General features: G+C 72.6%; 13 protein-coding genes. 7 read left to right on the plus strand and 6 right to left on the minus strand.

What is annotated here, in order from left to right:
* The first annotated feature begins 52 nt into the window (after positions 1-52).
* From ACTWLT_RS11330 to ACTWLT_RS11345, 4 genes are all read left to right on the plus strand, one after another.
* Positions 53-475 carry an MmcQ/YjbR family DNA-binding protein gene (locus tag ACTWLT_RS11330; protein WP_445318310.1) on the plus strand — a complete coding sequence of 141 codons (423 nt, stop codon included), beginning with the start codon at positions 53-55 and terminating at the stop codon, positions 473-475.
* Between the two features lie 138 nt (positions 476-613).
* The gene (locus ACTWLT_RS11335) at positions 614-1,651 is read left to right on the plus strand and encodes an L-dopachrome tautomerase-related protein (RefSeq protein ID WP_445318311.1); all 1,038 of its coding nucleotides are present in this window, start codon (positions 614-616) and stop codon (positions 1,649-1,651) included.
* Positions 1,652-1,724: 73 nt separating this feature from the next.
* Entirely contained in the window at positions 1,725-2,105 is a 381-nt protein-coding gene (locus ACTWLT_RS11340; protein ID WP_252417543.1) for a VOC family protein, read from the plus strand.
* Positions 2,106-2,144: 39 nt separating this feature from the next.
* Positions 2,145-2,840 carry an alpha/beta fold hydrolase gene (locus ACTWLT_RS11345; RefSeq protein WP_445318312.1) on the plus strand — a complete coding sequence of 232 codons (696 nt, stop codon included), beginning with the start codon at positions 2,145-2,147 and terminating at the stop codon, positions 2,838-2,840.
* Positions 2,841-2,863: 23 nt separating this feature from the next.
* Here the strand turns inward: ACTWLT_RS11345 and ACTWLT_RS11350 are convergent, their stop codons facing one another.
* From ACTWLT_RS11350 to ACTWLT_RS11360, 3 genes are read right to left on the minus strand one after another with little or no spacing between them, the layout of a single operon-like run.
* On the minus strand, positions 2,864-4,120 hold the full coding sequence (locus ACTWLT_RS11350; RefSeq protein ID WP_445318313.1) for an MFS transporter: 1,257 nt from the start codon (positions 4,118-4,120) through the stop codon (positions 2,864-2,866).
* A complete protein-coding gene (locus ACTWLT_RS11355) occupies positions 4,117-4,713 on the minus strand; it encodes an ArsR/SmtB family transcription factor (RefSeq protein ID WP_445318314.1) in 597 nt (198 codons plus the stop codon). The genes ACTWLT_RS11350 and ACTWLT_RS11355 overlap by 4 nt, the downstream gene beginning before the upstream one ends.
* A 60-nt stretch (positions 4,714-4,773) precedes the next feature.
* Entirely contained in the window at positions 4,774-6,351 is a 1,578-nt protein-coding gene (locus tag ACTWLT_RS11360; RefSeq protein WP_445318315.1) for an LLM class flavin-dependent oxidoreductase, read from the minus strand.
* Positions 6,352-6,465: 114 nt separating this feature from the next.
* Here ACTWLT_RS11360 and ACTWLT_RS11365 point away from each other — a divergent pair, with 114 nt between their 5' ends.
* On the plus strand, positions 6,466-7,059 hold the full coding sequence (locus ACTWLT_RS11365; RefSeq protein ID WP_445318316.1) for a MarR family winged helix-turn-helix transcriptional regulator: 594 nt from the start codon (positions 6,466-6,468) through the stop codon (positions 7,057-7,059).
* A 17-nt stretch (positions 7,060-7,076) separates the two neighbouring features.
* On the opposite strand, the gene ACTWLT_RS11370 is transcribed toward ACTWLT_RS11365, so the two are convergent.
* On the minus strand, positions 7,077-8,126 hold the full coding sequence (locus ACTWLT_RS11370) for an aldo/keto reductase (protein ID WP_445318317.1): 1,050 nt from the start codon (positions 8,124-8,126) through the stop codon (positions 7,077-7,079).
* Positions 8,127-8,476: 350 nt separating this feature from the next.
* Between ACTWLT_RS11370 and ACTWLT_RS11375 the strand changes: the two genes are divergently transcribed.
* Positions 8,477-9,778 carry an MFS transporter gene (locus ACTWLT_RS11375; RefSeq protein WP_445318318.1) on the plus strand — a complete coding sequence of 434 codons (1,302 nt, stop codon included), beginning with the start codon at positions 8,477-8,479 and terminating at the stop codon, positions 9,776-9,778.
* Positions 9,779-9,818: 40 nt separating this feature from the next.
* Here the strand turns inward: ACTWLT_RS11375 and ACTWLT_RS11380 are convergent, their stop codons facing one another.
* Positions 9,819-11,327 (minus strand): CehA/McbA family metallohydrolase domain-containing protein, encoded by a 1,509-nt coding sequence (locus tag ACTWLT_RS11380; RefSeq protein WP_445318319.1) that lies wholly within the window; start codon positions 11,325-11,327, stop codon positions 9,819-9,821.
* A 191-nt stretch (positions 11,328-11,518) separates the two neighbouring features.
* Positions 11,519-12,181: a hypothetical protein gene (locus ACTWLT_RS11385; protein ID WP_445318320.1), complete on the minus strand. Its 663-nt coding sequence runs from the start codon at positions 12,179-12,181 to the stop codon at positions 11,519-11,521.
* Between the two features lie 394 nt (positions 12,182-12,575).
* On the opposite strand from ACTWLT_RS11385, the gene ACTWLT_RS11390 reads away from it, so the two are divergent.
* Complete coding sequence (locus tag ACTWLT_RS11390) at positions 12,576-13,538, plus strand: helix-turn-helix transcriptional regulator (RefSeq protein ID WP_445318321.1); 963 nt, start codon at positions 12,576-12,578, stop codon at positions 13,536-13,538.
* Positions 13,539-13,588 lie beyond the last annotated feature (50 nt).

Below are 13,588 nucleotides of genomic sequence, written 5' to 3' on the forward strand. Positions count from 1 at the left end.
CGGGTGCGCACCACCGGTGACCTGTCACACCGGCCGACTACAGTCGCGGACCGTGACCGAACCCGGAGACGTCCCGCCCGAGGTCCTCGACCGGCTGCGGCCGATCTGCCTCGGGCTTCCGGAGAGCTACGAGGAGCCGGCCTGGGTCGGCACCCGCTGGCGCATCCGCAAGCGGACCTTCGCCCACGTGCTCACCGTCGACCCCGACCGTCAGGTGGCCCACGCGCGGGCCGCCGAGCTCGACCAGCCGGCCTGCCTGCTGATCTTCCGGTCGCCGCCCGACGAGATCGCCGGGCTCGTGGCCAGCGGGCACCCCTTCTACAAGCCGCAGTGGGGTCCGACCGTGCTGGGCATGGTCGTTGGCGACGACACCGGGTGGGACGAGGTCGCCGAGCTGCTCACCGAGAGCTACTGCCTGCTCGCCCCGAAACGGCTCGCCGCCCTGGTCGACCAGCCCGGCCCGCCGCCCGCCTGAACGGCCGAAACGGCCGAACGGCCGGGCCCGGTCGGCGGTTTCGGCCGACGAGGCCCGGGGATACCGCGCGGTGGTGGCCGAGGCCGTCGGACGCCCGGTGGAGACCCGGACGCCGTCGGGCGGGTGAGGAGCGCAGCGATGTCCACGCTGCCCACCGAGGAGGATCCGCGGCTGAGCCCGGCGCTCGCCGAGGACCGGGTGTGCACGGGCGTGACGACCCTGCGGGGTCGGGTGTTCCTGAGCTACCCGTCGGCGGACCGGCCGGGCGTGCAGGTGGCCGAGGCGCTGCCGGACGGTCGCCGCAACCCGTACCCGGATACCGCGTGGAATCGGGCAGGCCAGGGGCCGGACGGCGCGTTCGTCCAGGTCAACGGATTACGGGCCGGGCCGGACGGCCGGCTGTGGATCATCGATGCGGGCGCGCCGACGATCGGTGCCCGGCAGGTGCCCGGCGGGGCTCGACTCATCGTGGTCGACCCGGACGGCGACCGGGTGCACCGCGTCTATCACCTCGACGCGGCGGTGCACCCCGACAGCTACGTCGATGATGTCCGGTTCCACGACGGCATCGGTTACCTCACCGACGCCGGGGCGCCCGGCCTGATCGTGCTCGACCTCGACTCCGGGCAGGCCCGGCGGGTCCTGGACGGCCATCCGAGCACGGTGGGCGAGCGCCTGGTCGCCGACGGCCGGCCGCTGCGCGACCCGGACGGCGGCGAGGTGCGGTTGCACGCCGACCAGCTGGAGGTGTCACCGGACGGGCGGTGGCTGTACTACCAACCGGCGTCCGGCGGCATGTCCCGGGTCGGCACCCGGTGGTTGGACGACCCGACGGTGTCCGCCGACGAGCTGGCCCGCCGGGTCGAACGGTGGTGCGACACGCCCAGCACCGGCGGTACGGCGATCGACGCTACCGGCACCATCTACCTCAGCGACGTGGAACGACGGCGCGTCCTCGCCCTGGCACCGGACGGCGGCATCCGCACCCTCGTCGCCGATCCGCGACTGGTCTGGGTGGACGCCATGTGGATCGACGCCGACTCCCGGCTCTGGTTGCCGGCGGCCCAGTTGCACCTGACCGCCGGCCTGAACGGCGGTCACTCGGCCGTCGACTACCCCGTCCGGATCTACCGGATGCCGATCGACGCCGGCCCGTCGACGCTGGACCACCAGTGACCGGCTACCGGTGGACGCGGACGCGTCGTCCCGCGGTCGCCCGGGCGCACGGTCCGGCGATATCCTGCGTCGCATGCATCGGAGCCGCGTGTACGCGCTGCTGATCGACGCACCCGCGGCGGAGGCCGCGCGGGCGGCGCGGTTCTGGTCGGCGGCGCTGGGCGTCAGCACCCGGTCCGATCCGGCGGAACCACAGTTCATCGACCTGCACGAGGCGCTGCCCGGGCTGGTCACCGCGGTCCAGGCAGTCGACGACGCTCCGCGCTTTCACCTCGACATCGAGACCGACGACGTGGCGGCCGAGACCGCACGGCTGATCGACCTGGGCGCGACCGAGGTGTCGCAGTGGTTGGAGTGCCGGATTCTGCGGGCACCCGGTGGGCACCTGCTCTGCGTGCTGCCGGTGGCGAGCCCACCGGCGGTCTTCGCCGCCCAGGCCCGAGTCTGGCCCTGATCCGCCGGGGTGTCGCAGGCCGGCGCTAGGGTCCCGGCCATGGTTGATTTCGTACTGGTGGCCGGGGCGTGGCTGGGCTCGTGGGCGTGGGACGAGGTGCTGCCGCCACTGCGCGCGGCCGGGCACGGCACCCACCCGCTGACCCTCTCCGGCCTCGCCGAGAAGCGGGGCGTGCCGGCCGGGCAGCAGACCCACGTGCAGGACATCGTCGGTGAGATCGAGCAGCGCGACCTGCGCGACGTGGTGCTGGTCGGGCACAGCTACTCGGGCATCCCGGTGGGTCAGGCCGCCGAGCGGATCGGCGACCGGCTGACCCGGGTGGTCTTCGTCGACTCGGAGGTGCCCGTCGACCGTGGCTCGTTCGCGTCCGGCTGGTGGCAGGGCCCGGCGGCACTGGAGGCGTTGATCGCCGACAACGGCGGCTACTGGCCGCCGCTCGGCGCGTCCGACTTCGACGGTCAGGGTCTCACCGACGAGCAGGTCGCCCGGCTGGTCGAGGGCTGCACCCCGCACCCCGGTGCCACGCTGACCGAGCCGGCCGTGCTGACCCGCCCGCTCGGCGAGCTGCCGGCCACGTACATCAAGTGCCTGCTCGACGGTCCCGAGCCCAACGACACCGTGGCGCAGCTGCTGACCAGCGAACATTGGCGACTGGTCACGATGGACACCGGCCACTGGCCGATGATCTCCCAGCCCGCCGAACTCGCCGGGCTGCTGCTGGCGGAGGCCACCTGACCCGCGCCGCGGGTGGGCTGAGGTCAGCTCTCCGGGTCGTCGAGGGTCCTGATGTGGCAAACCGGCGACGCGAGCAGCCAGAGCACGGCGAGCACGCCACCGAGACCAGCGACGACCAGTGTCGGCCGTACGCCGATGGTGGTGCCCAACGCGCCGCCGACCAGCGCGCCCAGCGGCCGGATGCCGTAGTTGACGGCGCTGTACGCACCGGCTCGACGGCCCCGCGCCTCGTCGGGGGTGACCGCCGTGATGAGGGCGTTCAGGTTGACGTCCATCAGCATCACCCCGACGCTGGAGACCAGCTCGATGGCGGCCAGCATGCCGACCTTCGCCCAGGTCGGGCCGGTCACCAGCGCGGCCAGCGCCAGCGGCGCGGGAAAGAGGACCACGCCGATCATCGCGGTGCGGCCCAGCCCGATGGCGCGGGAGACCCGGGGCGCCAGCGCCGCACCTGCCAGCCCGCCGACCGCACCGGCGCCGAACGCGATGCCGATGGCACCGGCCGACAGGCCGAGGTCACGGCTGGCGTAGAGCACCAGCAACGCGGTGGAGATGAACGTGAAGAAGTTGACGGTGCTGGTGCAGCCGAGCGCGGCGCGTAGCACCGGGTGGCGCAGCACCAGCACGAGACCGTCGCGGACAAGGCCCAGGGTGGACGACTGCCGCGGCGGCGGAGGCGTCTCGGTCACCGGAATGCGGCCGATCAGCAGCGCGGAGCCGAGGAACGACACCGCGTCGACGACGACGGCGACCGGCGCGGTCAGCGCCTGGACCAGTCCACCGCCGACGGCCGGGCCGGCCACGAACGAGACGGCCCGGCTCATGCTCAGCTTGCTGGTCGCGTCGACGTACGCCGAGCGCGGCACCAGCGCGACGAAGAACGCCTGGTGCGCCATGGCGAACAGCACCGCCCCGGCGCCGGTGAGCAGCGCCACCAGGTAGAGCTGGGTGAGGGTGACCGCGCCGAGGAGGTAGGCCACCGGCAGGCTGAGCAGCACCGCCGCCCGGACCAGGTCGGCGATGATGAGCAGTCGGCGCTTGTGGGTGCGCTGGTCCACCCACGCGCCCAGGAACAGGCCCAGCAGGTTGGGCAACCAGATCAGCGCCGTGAGGACGCTGACCTGCGCCGGCGTCGCGGCGAGCAGGGAGACGGCGATCAGCGGCAGGGCCAGTTCGCTGATCCGGTCACCGAACTGGGAGATCGTCTGGCCGATCCAGAACGTGCGGAACCGGCTGTCGCGGTGCAGGGCCGGCGGGGGCGCGCTGGTGACGGTGGTCATGACGCGGAGGGCTCGTCGCCGGGCTCGGGCAGCAGGTAGCGCAGCATCCGGACGAGCTGCGCGCCGGCCGGTGACGACTCGTCGTCCTTGCGCCGCACGTACGGGGCGAGCAACTCCTCGATCGCGGTCTCCAGTTGCCGCAGCTCGTCGGCGGTGGCCACGAACCGGGTGTCGGCCACCCCGGCCAGCCCGCGCCACTCGGCGTCCAGCCGGGGCTCGTCGTTCAGCAGCCACTGCTGCGGCGCCTCGGCGGTCCGCGCGAACATCTCGCCCCGCAGCTGGCGCGCGGCGGCCTGCCCCTCGGCGTCCTCGGGAAGCGTGAAGCGGAAACCCCGGGCAGCCGCCTGCCACCAGCGTTCCCGCCTGCTGGTGGCGCCCTCCCAGTCGGCGACCAGGCCGAACGTCGCGAGGTGCCGCAGGTGCCAGCTGACCACCGATGGTGTGGCGCCGACGTGTGGCGAGAGCCCGGTGGCGGTGGCCGGGCCGTACCGCTGCAGGCGGTCGAGGATGGCCAGCCGGACCGGGTGCGCCAGCGCCCGCAGAGCCTGCGGCTCGGTGATCTCGAAATCCCCGTACGGATTCTTGAGAGACATGTCTCGAAAGTAGTCTCTCAGATTTCACCGGGCAACCCCGATCCGCGCCGGGCACCCCGGTCAGCTCACCCCCAGGCGCGCCAGCGGCTCCACCAGCTCGCGCTCCTCGTAGCTGAGGTGGGACAGCAGGGCGTCGCTCAGCAGATCCACCGCGGCGCGCAGCTCGGCCATCCCGTCCGGCGCCGCGACGTACGCGACCAGGGCCCGGTCGACGCCCTCCAGCACGTCGTGGATGGCGTGGTGTTCCTGCTCCAGCCGGTCGACGACCGGGTTGAGCCGCGGGTCGCGCTCGCGCAGCCGCGGGAAGAGCGACTGGTCCTCGATCGTGTGGTGGGTGGTGACGATGCGGCAGTAGGACTCGCAGTAGACGCCGAGCGTCCAGCGGTTCTGCCGCATGGTCATCGTGTTGATGTGGGACCGCGCCGTGCCGGCGTCGATCTCACCGGTGGCCACCTGCTCGATCAGGTCGTGGATCTGGGCCAGCTCGGCGCGCAGGGCGTCGTGCACCTGCACCAGGTGCTGACCGGTGGCCTGCTCGTGCGGTGTGTAGGTGCGCGTCGGGTCGGGCGCGGGGCCGGTCGGCCGGGTCGACTCGTCCCAGACCTGGCGGTTGCTGCGCCGCCGGCCGTCATCGGGGGTCGGCGCCACGGCGAAAGCCCCGCCGGTCACACTCGGACGTGCCGCCGGAGCCGGCGCGGCGACAACCGGCGCCGACCCGGCGACCGGCGTACGGCCCCGCGCGGTGCCGCCGTCGCGCTCGGTGGCGACCAGCTCGCGGACGGCGGGGGCCACCTCGCCGGCGAACCGGCGCAGGTCGTCGGGGTCGTCGCTGCCGAGGATGAAGACGCTGACGCCCGCGCCCAACGCGAGCTCGGCCAACTCCCGGGCCCACTGCTCGGCTGGCCCGTGCAGCGGGCCGCGTCCCACCGAGGCGAACTGGCCCGAGATGTTGAGCAGGCGACGGACGTCGCCGGGCGAGCGGCCGGCCTGTCGCGCGGCGTCGTCGATGATCCCGTTGCCCTTCTCCAGGTCGCCGGGCTGGAGGTAGCCCAGTGAGGGCAGCCAGCCGTCGGCCAGGCGACCGGTGAGTTCGAGCATCCGCGGCTTGTAGGCGCCGAGCCAGATCGGCACCGCGTGCGCGGGGGCGGGGCCACGCTTGGCGCCGACCACCCGGTGGAACTCGCCGTCGACACGCACGCCGCCGCGCGTCTCGGCGTCCCAGACCTGGCGGATGACGTCGATGGCCTCCTCCAGCGCCCGTACGCCCTGCCCGGGGGTCAGCCGCCGGCCACCCATGGCCTCGATGGCGTCCCAGAACGCCCCGGCGCCGAGGCCCAGCTCGACCCGGCCGCCGCTGAGCAGGTCCAGGCTGGCCACGCTGCGGGCGAGCACCGCCGGCGGACGCAGCGGCAGGTTCGTGACGTTCGCCGATAGGTGCACCCGCGTGGTCCGCGCGGCGACGTAGCTCAGCAGCGTCCAGGTGTCGAGGAACTTCGGCTGATAGGGGTGGTCCTGAAAGGTGACCAGGTCCAGGCCGACCTGCTCGGCCAGGACGGCGAGGCCCACGGTGTGTTCCGGATCGTCGCTGCCGGGGGTGGTGAACGCGCCGAAGACCAGGTCGTGGCCGTAGTCGCTCATCTGCAAGCCTCCCGTGTCGCACGACGCCTCGGACGATGCATCATGACCTAAACCTTATGCCATACAGAACATCTTCCGCCAACAAGGTCTGCACCACTGCGCTATTGTCGAGACATGACGGGTGCCAGCGAGGCGCGCAACCGGCCCGATCCCCTCGACGAGGATCTCGGCTGGATGCTCGGCATCGTCTTCCGTGGCTACGTCCGGGCTGCGGAGCACGCGCTCGCGGACTTTCCCGGTGGCCCCCGCGGCTACCAGGTGCTCACCGCCGCGGTCAACGGGCCGACCCGCAACCAGGGTGCGATCGCCGAGGAACTCGGCATGGACCGCACGGTGCTCACCTACGTCATCGACGACCTGGAACGACCCGGGTTGGTTGCCCGTCGGGCAGACCCGGCCGACCGGCGGAGCCGGCTGGTCGACGTCACCGACACCGGCCGTGCCGCGTGGGAGCAGCGACGACGGTCGCTGCGGCACGTCGAGTCACACCTGCTGGGTGCGCTCTCGCCGGCCGAGTCGACGACGCTGCGGGCCCTGCTTCAGCGGGTCGCCTGCTCCGCCCAGGCCGTCGACCCCCTGCGGGATCTCTGCGAGGTGGTCGCGCAGGTGCGGCCCGACCCGACCCCACCCGGGCCGTCGCCGGGCGCATCGGCGGCGTCCGCACCCGCGGGGCGGACGCCGACCGCCCGCACCCGCCGTCGCCGCTGAATCTGCCAGCGGCGTGGTCAGGCGGCCGCCCGCTGCGACAGTGGACGACGGCGCAGCGCCGGATCGGTGAGCACCGGCGGTGCCCAGGCCCCGTCGGGCTGGTAGAGGTTCGTCCCGGGCGGGACGATCTCGTCGATCCGGTCGAGCACCGCGTCGTCGAGGGTGAGCGCCGCACCCGCCAGCAACCCGTCGAGCTGCTCCATGGTGCGCGGGCCGATGATGGCCGACGTGACGCCCGGGTGCGCAACCGTGAACGCCACTGCCAGCTCGGGCAGGGTGCAGCCGATCTCCTCGGCGAGGCCGACGAGCTGGTCGACGGCGGCGTACTTGGCCGCGTTGCCCGGCAGCGCGGGGTCGAAACGGGCCGGAGTGAGGGCGGGTCGACCGGCGCTCAGATCGACCGGCCGGCCGGCCCGGTAACGGCCGGAGAGGAACCCGGAGGCGAGCGGGCTCCAGACCAGCACCCCCATGCCGAGACGCTGGCAGACCGGCAGCACCGACGTCTCGATCCCCCGGGCCATGATCGAGTACGGCGGCTGCTCGGTGCGGAACCGTCCCAGCCCCCGCCGGTCGGCGACGTGGTACGCCTGCACGATCTCGTCGGCGGGGAACGTCGAGCAGCCAAAGGCGCGGATCTTGCCGGCCCGCACCAGGTCGGTGAGCGCGCCCAGCGTCTCCTCGATGTCGGTGGTGTGGTCGGGCCGGTGCACCTGGTAGAGGTCGATCCAGTCGGTGCCCAGCCGGCGCAGGCTCTCCTCGACCTCCCGGACGATCCAGCGCCGGGAGTTGCCGCCGCGGTTGGGACCCTCGCCCATCGGGAAGTGGACCTTGGTGGCCAGCACCACGTCGTCCCGCCGGCCGCGCAGCGCCTTCCCGACGATCACCTCGGACTCCCCGGCCGAGTACATGTCGGCCGTGTCGACCATGTTGATCCCGGCGTCCAGGGCGGCGTGCACGATGCGGACGCAGTCGTCGTGGTCGGGGTTGCCCACCGCGCCGAACATCATGGTGCCCAGACAGTGGACGCTGACCTGGATGCCGGTGCCGCCAAGGACGCGGTAGCGCATGGGTGCCCTCCGAGGGGTGCTCTTCGCCGCACGGACCGGGGCGGCGTGGCCCGTGCGGCGAACCTAGGCATTCGAGCGCACTCGAGGTCAAGCGGGCACAGGTCGGGCCGGCGGGCCCGGCTCTGCGCTGGCCTGGAATCCGGTACGGCGACCCGGTCCCGTGCCCCTGGGTTAGCCTCGGACCGAGGCGCCCGCCCCAACAGCGCCCGATCCCCGAACGCACTCCCTCCCCACTCCGGCCTGCGGTTTCTCCCCCAGCACAGCGTCCCGTGCGAGATCGACGGCGCCCTGATCCGGTGCCGCCGCCCGCGGGTCGGCACCGGGAACCACGGCATGCTCGGGGGGCGTGGATGGCAGATCGAACGCGGGACGCACCGTGGCGATCCACGGACTTCCGGCTCCTGATCGCCGGTCAGACGGTCACCCAGCTCGGCACCGACGTCACCGCGATCGCCTTCCCGCTGATCGCCGTGCTCCTCCTGGACGCCACCGCGTGGCAGCTCGGCGCCCTGGTGGCCGTGCAGAACGGCGCCTTCTTGCTGGTCGGTGTGCCGGCCGGCGTCTGGCTGGACCGTCGGCGGCTGCGGCCGGTGCTGATCGCCACCGACCTGGTCCGGGCCGCGGCGCTGCTCACCGTCACGGTCGCCGCCGCGGTGTCGCAGCTCAGCCTGCCGCTGCTGATGACGGCGGCCGGGGTGCTGGCGGTGATGCGGGTGCTCTTCGACATCGGCCACCAGTCGTACCTGCCCACCCTGTTGGACCGGCGCGACCTGCTGCGCGGCAACTCGGCGGTGGAGCTGGTCCGCTCGTCCGGGCAGGTCACCGCGCCCAGCATCGGCGGGTGGCTCACCCAGCTGGTGGGCGCGACCAACACCCTGTTGGTCGACGCGGCGAGCTTCCTGGTCAGCGCCGTCTGCCTGGCGCGGATCCGGAAGACCGAGCGCGGCCCGACCCGGGTCGGGCGGGCCGGGATGGTGCGGGAGGCCCGCGACGGCCTCCGTTTCGTGCTGGCCAACCCGGTCCTGCGGGCGATCGCCGCGACCAGCGCCGTGTCCAACCTGCTGTTCACTGCCGCGACCGCGCTGATCGTGCTGTTCCTGATCGACACCGTCGGCCTGCGCCCCGGCACCGCCGGAATGCTGCTGTCCGCCGCCCCCGTCGCGGCCCTGCTCGGCGCCGCCGTGGCGGCCCGACTCGCGCGGCGCGTCGGCTCGGCCCGGATCATCTGGCTGGCGCTGGCCGTGACCGGCCCGTTCAACCTGCTCATCCCGCTGACCGGACCGGGCTGGCGCACCGGCTTCTTCGTCGCCGGCATGGTCGGCGGCGGCGTCGGCCAGGTCGTCTACGGCATCACCCAGGTCAGCTACCGGCAGGCGATCGTGCCGAGCGAGTTCCTGTGCCGGGTCAACGCCAGCATGCGGTTCCTGGTCATGGGCGCGCTCCCGCTCGGGGGCCTGCTCGGCGGGGCCCTCGGTGGCGCGCTCGGCGTACGCGCCACCCTGCTCCTCGTCGGCGCCGGCCTGACCCTGGCGCCACTGCCGCTGCTGCTGTCCCCGTTGCGCCGGGCCCGCGACCTCGCCGACCTGACGCCGACGCTGGGGACCGGCACCCGCCGGACGCGGCGCGGGTCCACCGCCACCGCCCGACCGTAGGAGCCGGGCCGGGCCGGCGGACCCGCGCCGGTGCGCCGGGTCAGCGCACGTGCACGAACACCGGGTTCGAGTAGCACCACAGGTCGTCCCACGGGCTCTCCAGCCCGTCGGCGAGCGGCTCGGCCTCGTCCGTGCTGGTGCCCCGGACCCGCGCGTAGGTGTCGGCCTCGACGTTGCGCAGCGTGTGCCGGATGACGTGGTCCTCGCCCTGCCGGCGCCAGTCCCGCGGGCCGAACCGCGCCACCACCTTGGTGGTGGGGTTGGTGTCGGCATCCGGGTTGGTGCTCGGACCGGTGATCTGGCCGACGATCAGGTCGACCCGGCGGACCTCGGGGCGGTCACCGTTGGCGTTCGGGCCGTTCAGCGGACGGAACCTGATCTCGATCTCGACGTCGGTGCGACCGCGGCGGCTGACCGTGATGGTCTCACCCACCTCGGCGGTCCGGCCCTGGGAGCTGGCGGTGACGTCGAGGCTGCGGACCAGGTCACCGGTGGTGACCCAGATCCGGCCGTTGCGCAGGCCGTCCATGATGTCGCCGTAGTCCTGGCGGGCGTGCACGTACGTCTTGCTGTACTCGCCCGGCCAGAAGTCCGAGCCGCCACGCGTCCAGTGCACGTGCGAGTCCGACGTCGCCGTGATCCACCAGCGGCGTCCCTCACCGAGCAGCGAGTCCCAGAGCCCACCGACCCGCGCCGTCATCTGGTCGAAGCCGCCGTACGTGGGGTGGTTGCCGTACCCGCCACGCTTGCCGCCGTTGAGCGGACCCGCCTGGTGGCCGGGCGCGCCCTCGAAGCCGATGTAGACGTCCGGCGCGGCGTTGTTGCCGTTGCGGAACTCCCGTGGCGTGTCCTGGCCGTAGACGCCCAGGCCGGGCGCCGAGCGGGACGTGTGGTGGGCGATCACCAGGGGCTTGTGCGGCATCCCCCGGGCGACCTTGAGGAACTCCACCATCCGGGCCTCGGTGTCCCGGGCCGGGTCGGTGGGGAACGCGTCGTACTTGGCGAACCGGCTCTCCAGCTCGAAGAGCTGCTTGGCCTCGTCGTCGTGGCGGGGGATCATCAGCGTGTGGTGGTCCAGCGCCGGCGTGTCGAACTCCATGCCCCAGAACTGGAGCACCTCGGGGACCAGCTTGCGCGAGCGCAGCAGGTCGGGGTATGCCTGCTCGATGTTGACCTTCGAGTGGGTCGGTCCACCGTGGTCGGTGCACATCGCCCAGCTCAGGCCGAAGTTCTTCGCCATGATGGCGTTGGTGACGATCGGGTAGACCGCGTCGGCGCCCTTGTGGAAGACCACCGGGGACTTGGTGGTGTCGAAGTCACCGCTGTACTCGGAGTGGATGTGGTGGTCACCCGCACGCCACGCCCGGTTCTTCGAGCCGCCCCGGTCGCTCGTGTCGTCGCCGGGCCTGCGCTCCTCGTCGGCCCACGCCGCGCCGCCGCCCACCAGCGGGCTGGCCGCGGCGAGCGTCGCGCCGACGCCCGCGTACTTGACCAGCTTGCGCCGCGACAGCTGCGCGCGCTCGATCTCTTCGGGCTGCTTGTCTCCCACGTGTGAGCCTCTCCTCGATCAAGCGAATGCTCTTTCGATCAAGAAGCCTCAGAGAAGCCCGTGAACGGTCGCTGTACGGGGCGCGGGCGCACGATGAACACCCGCCCCGGACTGCCGAGCGGCCCGGCCGGCGAGCGGCAGGATCAGCTCGCCGCGGGCCCGGCGGCGGTCACCCTCGCGCGACGCGGAACCTAGATGCGGGCGCGGGGCAGCCAGCCCAGGAATCGGTTCCGGACCCGGGGCAACGGCAGGGTCGGCAGGTCCTGGGCCGCGGCGACGAGGCAGGAGCCGAGGTACACGGCGAGGGCGGCGCGCGCACCGCCGAACTCGGCGAGGAGTTGGCTCTGCTTGGTGGCGCAGGGCCAGTCGCGGCCGCAGCCGGTGCAGGTCCAACTCGGTGGGTTGGGCAGGTGCTCGGGCAACCTCGTCCGGTGGTACCGGCCCACGACGCTGTTGTCCGAGCGCACGTCGCGTCGCCGCGGCACGGCGCGTCCGTTGCGGCGCCCGGGGGGCAGGGCGGTGGGCAGGTACCGGCGGACAGTGCCGAGGAGCACGCCGACGCGGATCAGCGCGTCCGGACCCACGTGGTGGGCCAGCAGCGCCGTCATCACGTAGTGCCCCAGCAGGTCGAACGAGTCCCGGTTCAGGCGCAGGTCGCGGCAGAGGTCGACGAAGTCGGGAGTGGTCAGTGGAACCCGGTCGTCGAGCGCGCGGCGCAGCACCTCGCGCAGCGCGACCTCGAGATCCGCCAGCGTCTCGCCCCCACCAAGCCCACCGCTGTCCCGGTCGGTCGCCCGCGCCAGCGCCTCGGCCACGGCCAGTCGGACGACACGCTCAGGATCGGAACTGTCCAATGGTCACCCCCATTCGATGGCCGGTCTCCCGGCGGCGACCCCGGCCGCCCTGCGACGCCCGAGGAATAGTGAACAAGATTCCGCCGGTGCAACCTGCATGGCTAGGACAGTGAACGCAGGAACACCCGAGAGGGTGGTCAAAAAGCGAAGTCGACGAACCGACACACCGAAGTGGAACGACAGGCCGGCGACCACCGCCATCATGTGGTGGAATTCCCATGAATAGTTATTGTGTTTGTGGGAATTGCCGACAGTCAGCTCATACCCGACTATGCCGCAACCGGTCGCCGCCGTCCCGCTCGCGACGCTCCACTCTCTCTCCGACAACCGGTCAAACGAGTGCTGCCGGCCCGGTCCACCAGCCGGCCGCGCCTTCCCCAGACGGAGACAGCGGATGACCTCACCAGTGCAGACCCGGGGGTTCGAGAGCCGAGATCCGGCGGCCATCCACCACTTCCTGGCCCGGACGTACGGAACGGACCTGCGCATCCGCGGCGGGGACGGCGGCTACCGACTCGCCCACCAGCGCGTCGACGCCGGATCGTTCGCCCTCGCGGCCATCGGCCAGACCGGGCACCTCGACGTCGGCGTCGGCGGTATCGACGCTCTGGTCATCTGCCGCAACCGCACCGCCCAGCTCGAACGCGCCGCGGACGGTTCGGCCCACCGGTTCGGCCCTGGCGACGTCTTCCTCACCACCAGACCCAACCGACCGTTCGAGGTGCAGTGGCAACCCGGCGGGGTGGAGCTCTGCGTACTGGATCTGGCGGTGCTGGCGCAGGTCGCCACCGCCGCACCGACTCGCCGACCCGGTCAGATCCGGTTCACCGACCTCGGTCCCGCCACCGCCGCTCTCGCCCGGCAGTGGCGGAACACCACCCGCTACGTCAGCGACGTCGTGCTGACCAACCCGATCAGCAGCGCCCAACCGTTGGTCATCGGGAACGCCGCGCGGATGCTCGCCGCGGCGGCTCTCACGGTCTTTCCCAACACGGCGGTCACCGACCCGACCGTTCAGGACCGGCGCGACGCCGGCACCGCCACTTTGCGTCGGGCGATCACCTTCATGGACGAGCACGCCGACCAGGACATCAGCGCGACCGACATCGCCAACGCCGCCGCCGTGTCCCTGCGGGCGGTGCAACTCGCCTTCCGCCGTCACCTCGGCACCACCCCGATGGCGTACCTGCGCCGGATCCGGCTCGATCGGGCCCACCACGACCTGGTGCGGGCCGACCCTCGCCGGGACACCGTGTCGGCGATCGCCAGTCGGTGGGGATTCGCCAACCACAGCCGGTTCACCGCCCGCTACCACGCCAGCTACGGGGTGCCACCCCGCGAGACGCTCAACGCCTGACCGTGGGTCATCTCCGGTCGGCGCACTCGGCGCCTTGTGGCAGGGCGGAG

The sequence above is a fragment of the Micromonospora yongxingensis genome (assembly GCF_052601155.1).

Bases quoted from the DNA above. Each gene is read 5' to 3' on its own strand.
- ACTWLT_RS11335 (WP_445318311.1), top strand. From the start codon at position 614: ATGTCCACGCTGCCCACCGAGGAGGATCCGCGGCTGAGCCCGGCGCTC.
- ACTWLT_RS11340 (WP_252417543.1), top strand. From the start codon at position 1,725: ATGCATCGGAGCCGCGTGTACGCGCTGCTGATCGACGCACCCGCGGCG.
- ACTWLT_RS11345 (WP_445318312.1), top strand. From the start codon at position 2,145: ATGGTTGATTTCGTACTGGTGGCCGGGGCGTGGCTGGGCTCGTGGGCG.
- ACTWLT_RS11350 (WP_445318313.1), bottom strand. From the start codon at position 4,120: ATGACCACCGTCACCAGCGCGCCCCCGCCGGCCCTGCACCGCGACAGC.
- ACTWLT_RS11355 (WP_445318314.1), bottom strand. From the start codon at position 4,713: ATGTCTCTCAAGAATCCGTACGGGGATTTCGAGATCACCGAGCCGCAG.
- ACTWLT_RS11360 (WP_445318315.1), bottom strand. From the start codon at position 6,351: ATGAGCGACTACGGCCACGACCTGGTCTTCGGCGCGTTCACCACCCCC.
- ACTWLT_RS11365 (WP_445318316.1), top strand. From the start codon at position 6,466: ATGACGGGTGCCAGCGAGGCGCGCAACCGGCCCGATCCCCTCGACGAG.
- ACTWLT_RS11370 (WP_445318317.1), bottom strand. From the start codon at position 8,126: ATGCGCTACCGCGTCCTTGGCGGCACCGGCATCCAGGTCAGCGTCCAC.
- ACTWLT_RS11375 (WP_445318318.1), top strand. From the start codon at position 8,477: ATGGCAGATCGAACGCGGGACGCACCGTGGCGATCCACGGACTTCCGG.
- ACTWLT_RS11390 (WP_445318321.1), top strand. From the start codon at position 12,576: ATGACCTCACCAGTGCAGACCCGGGGGTTCGAGAGCCGAGATCCGGCG.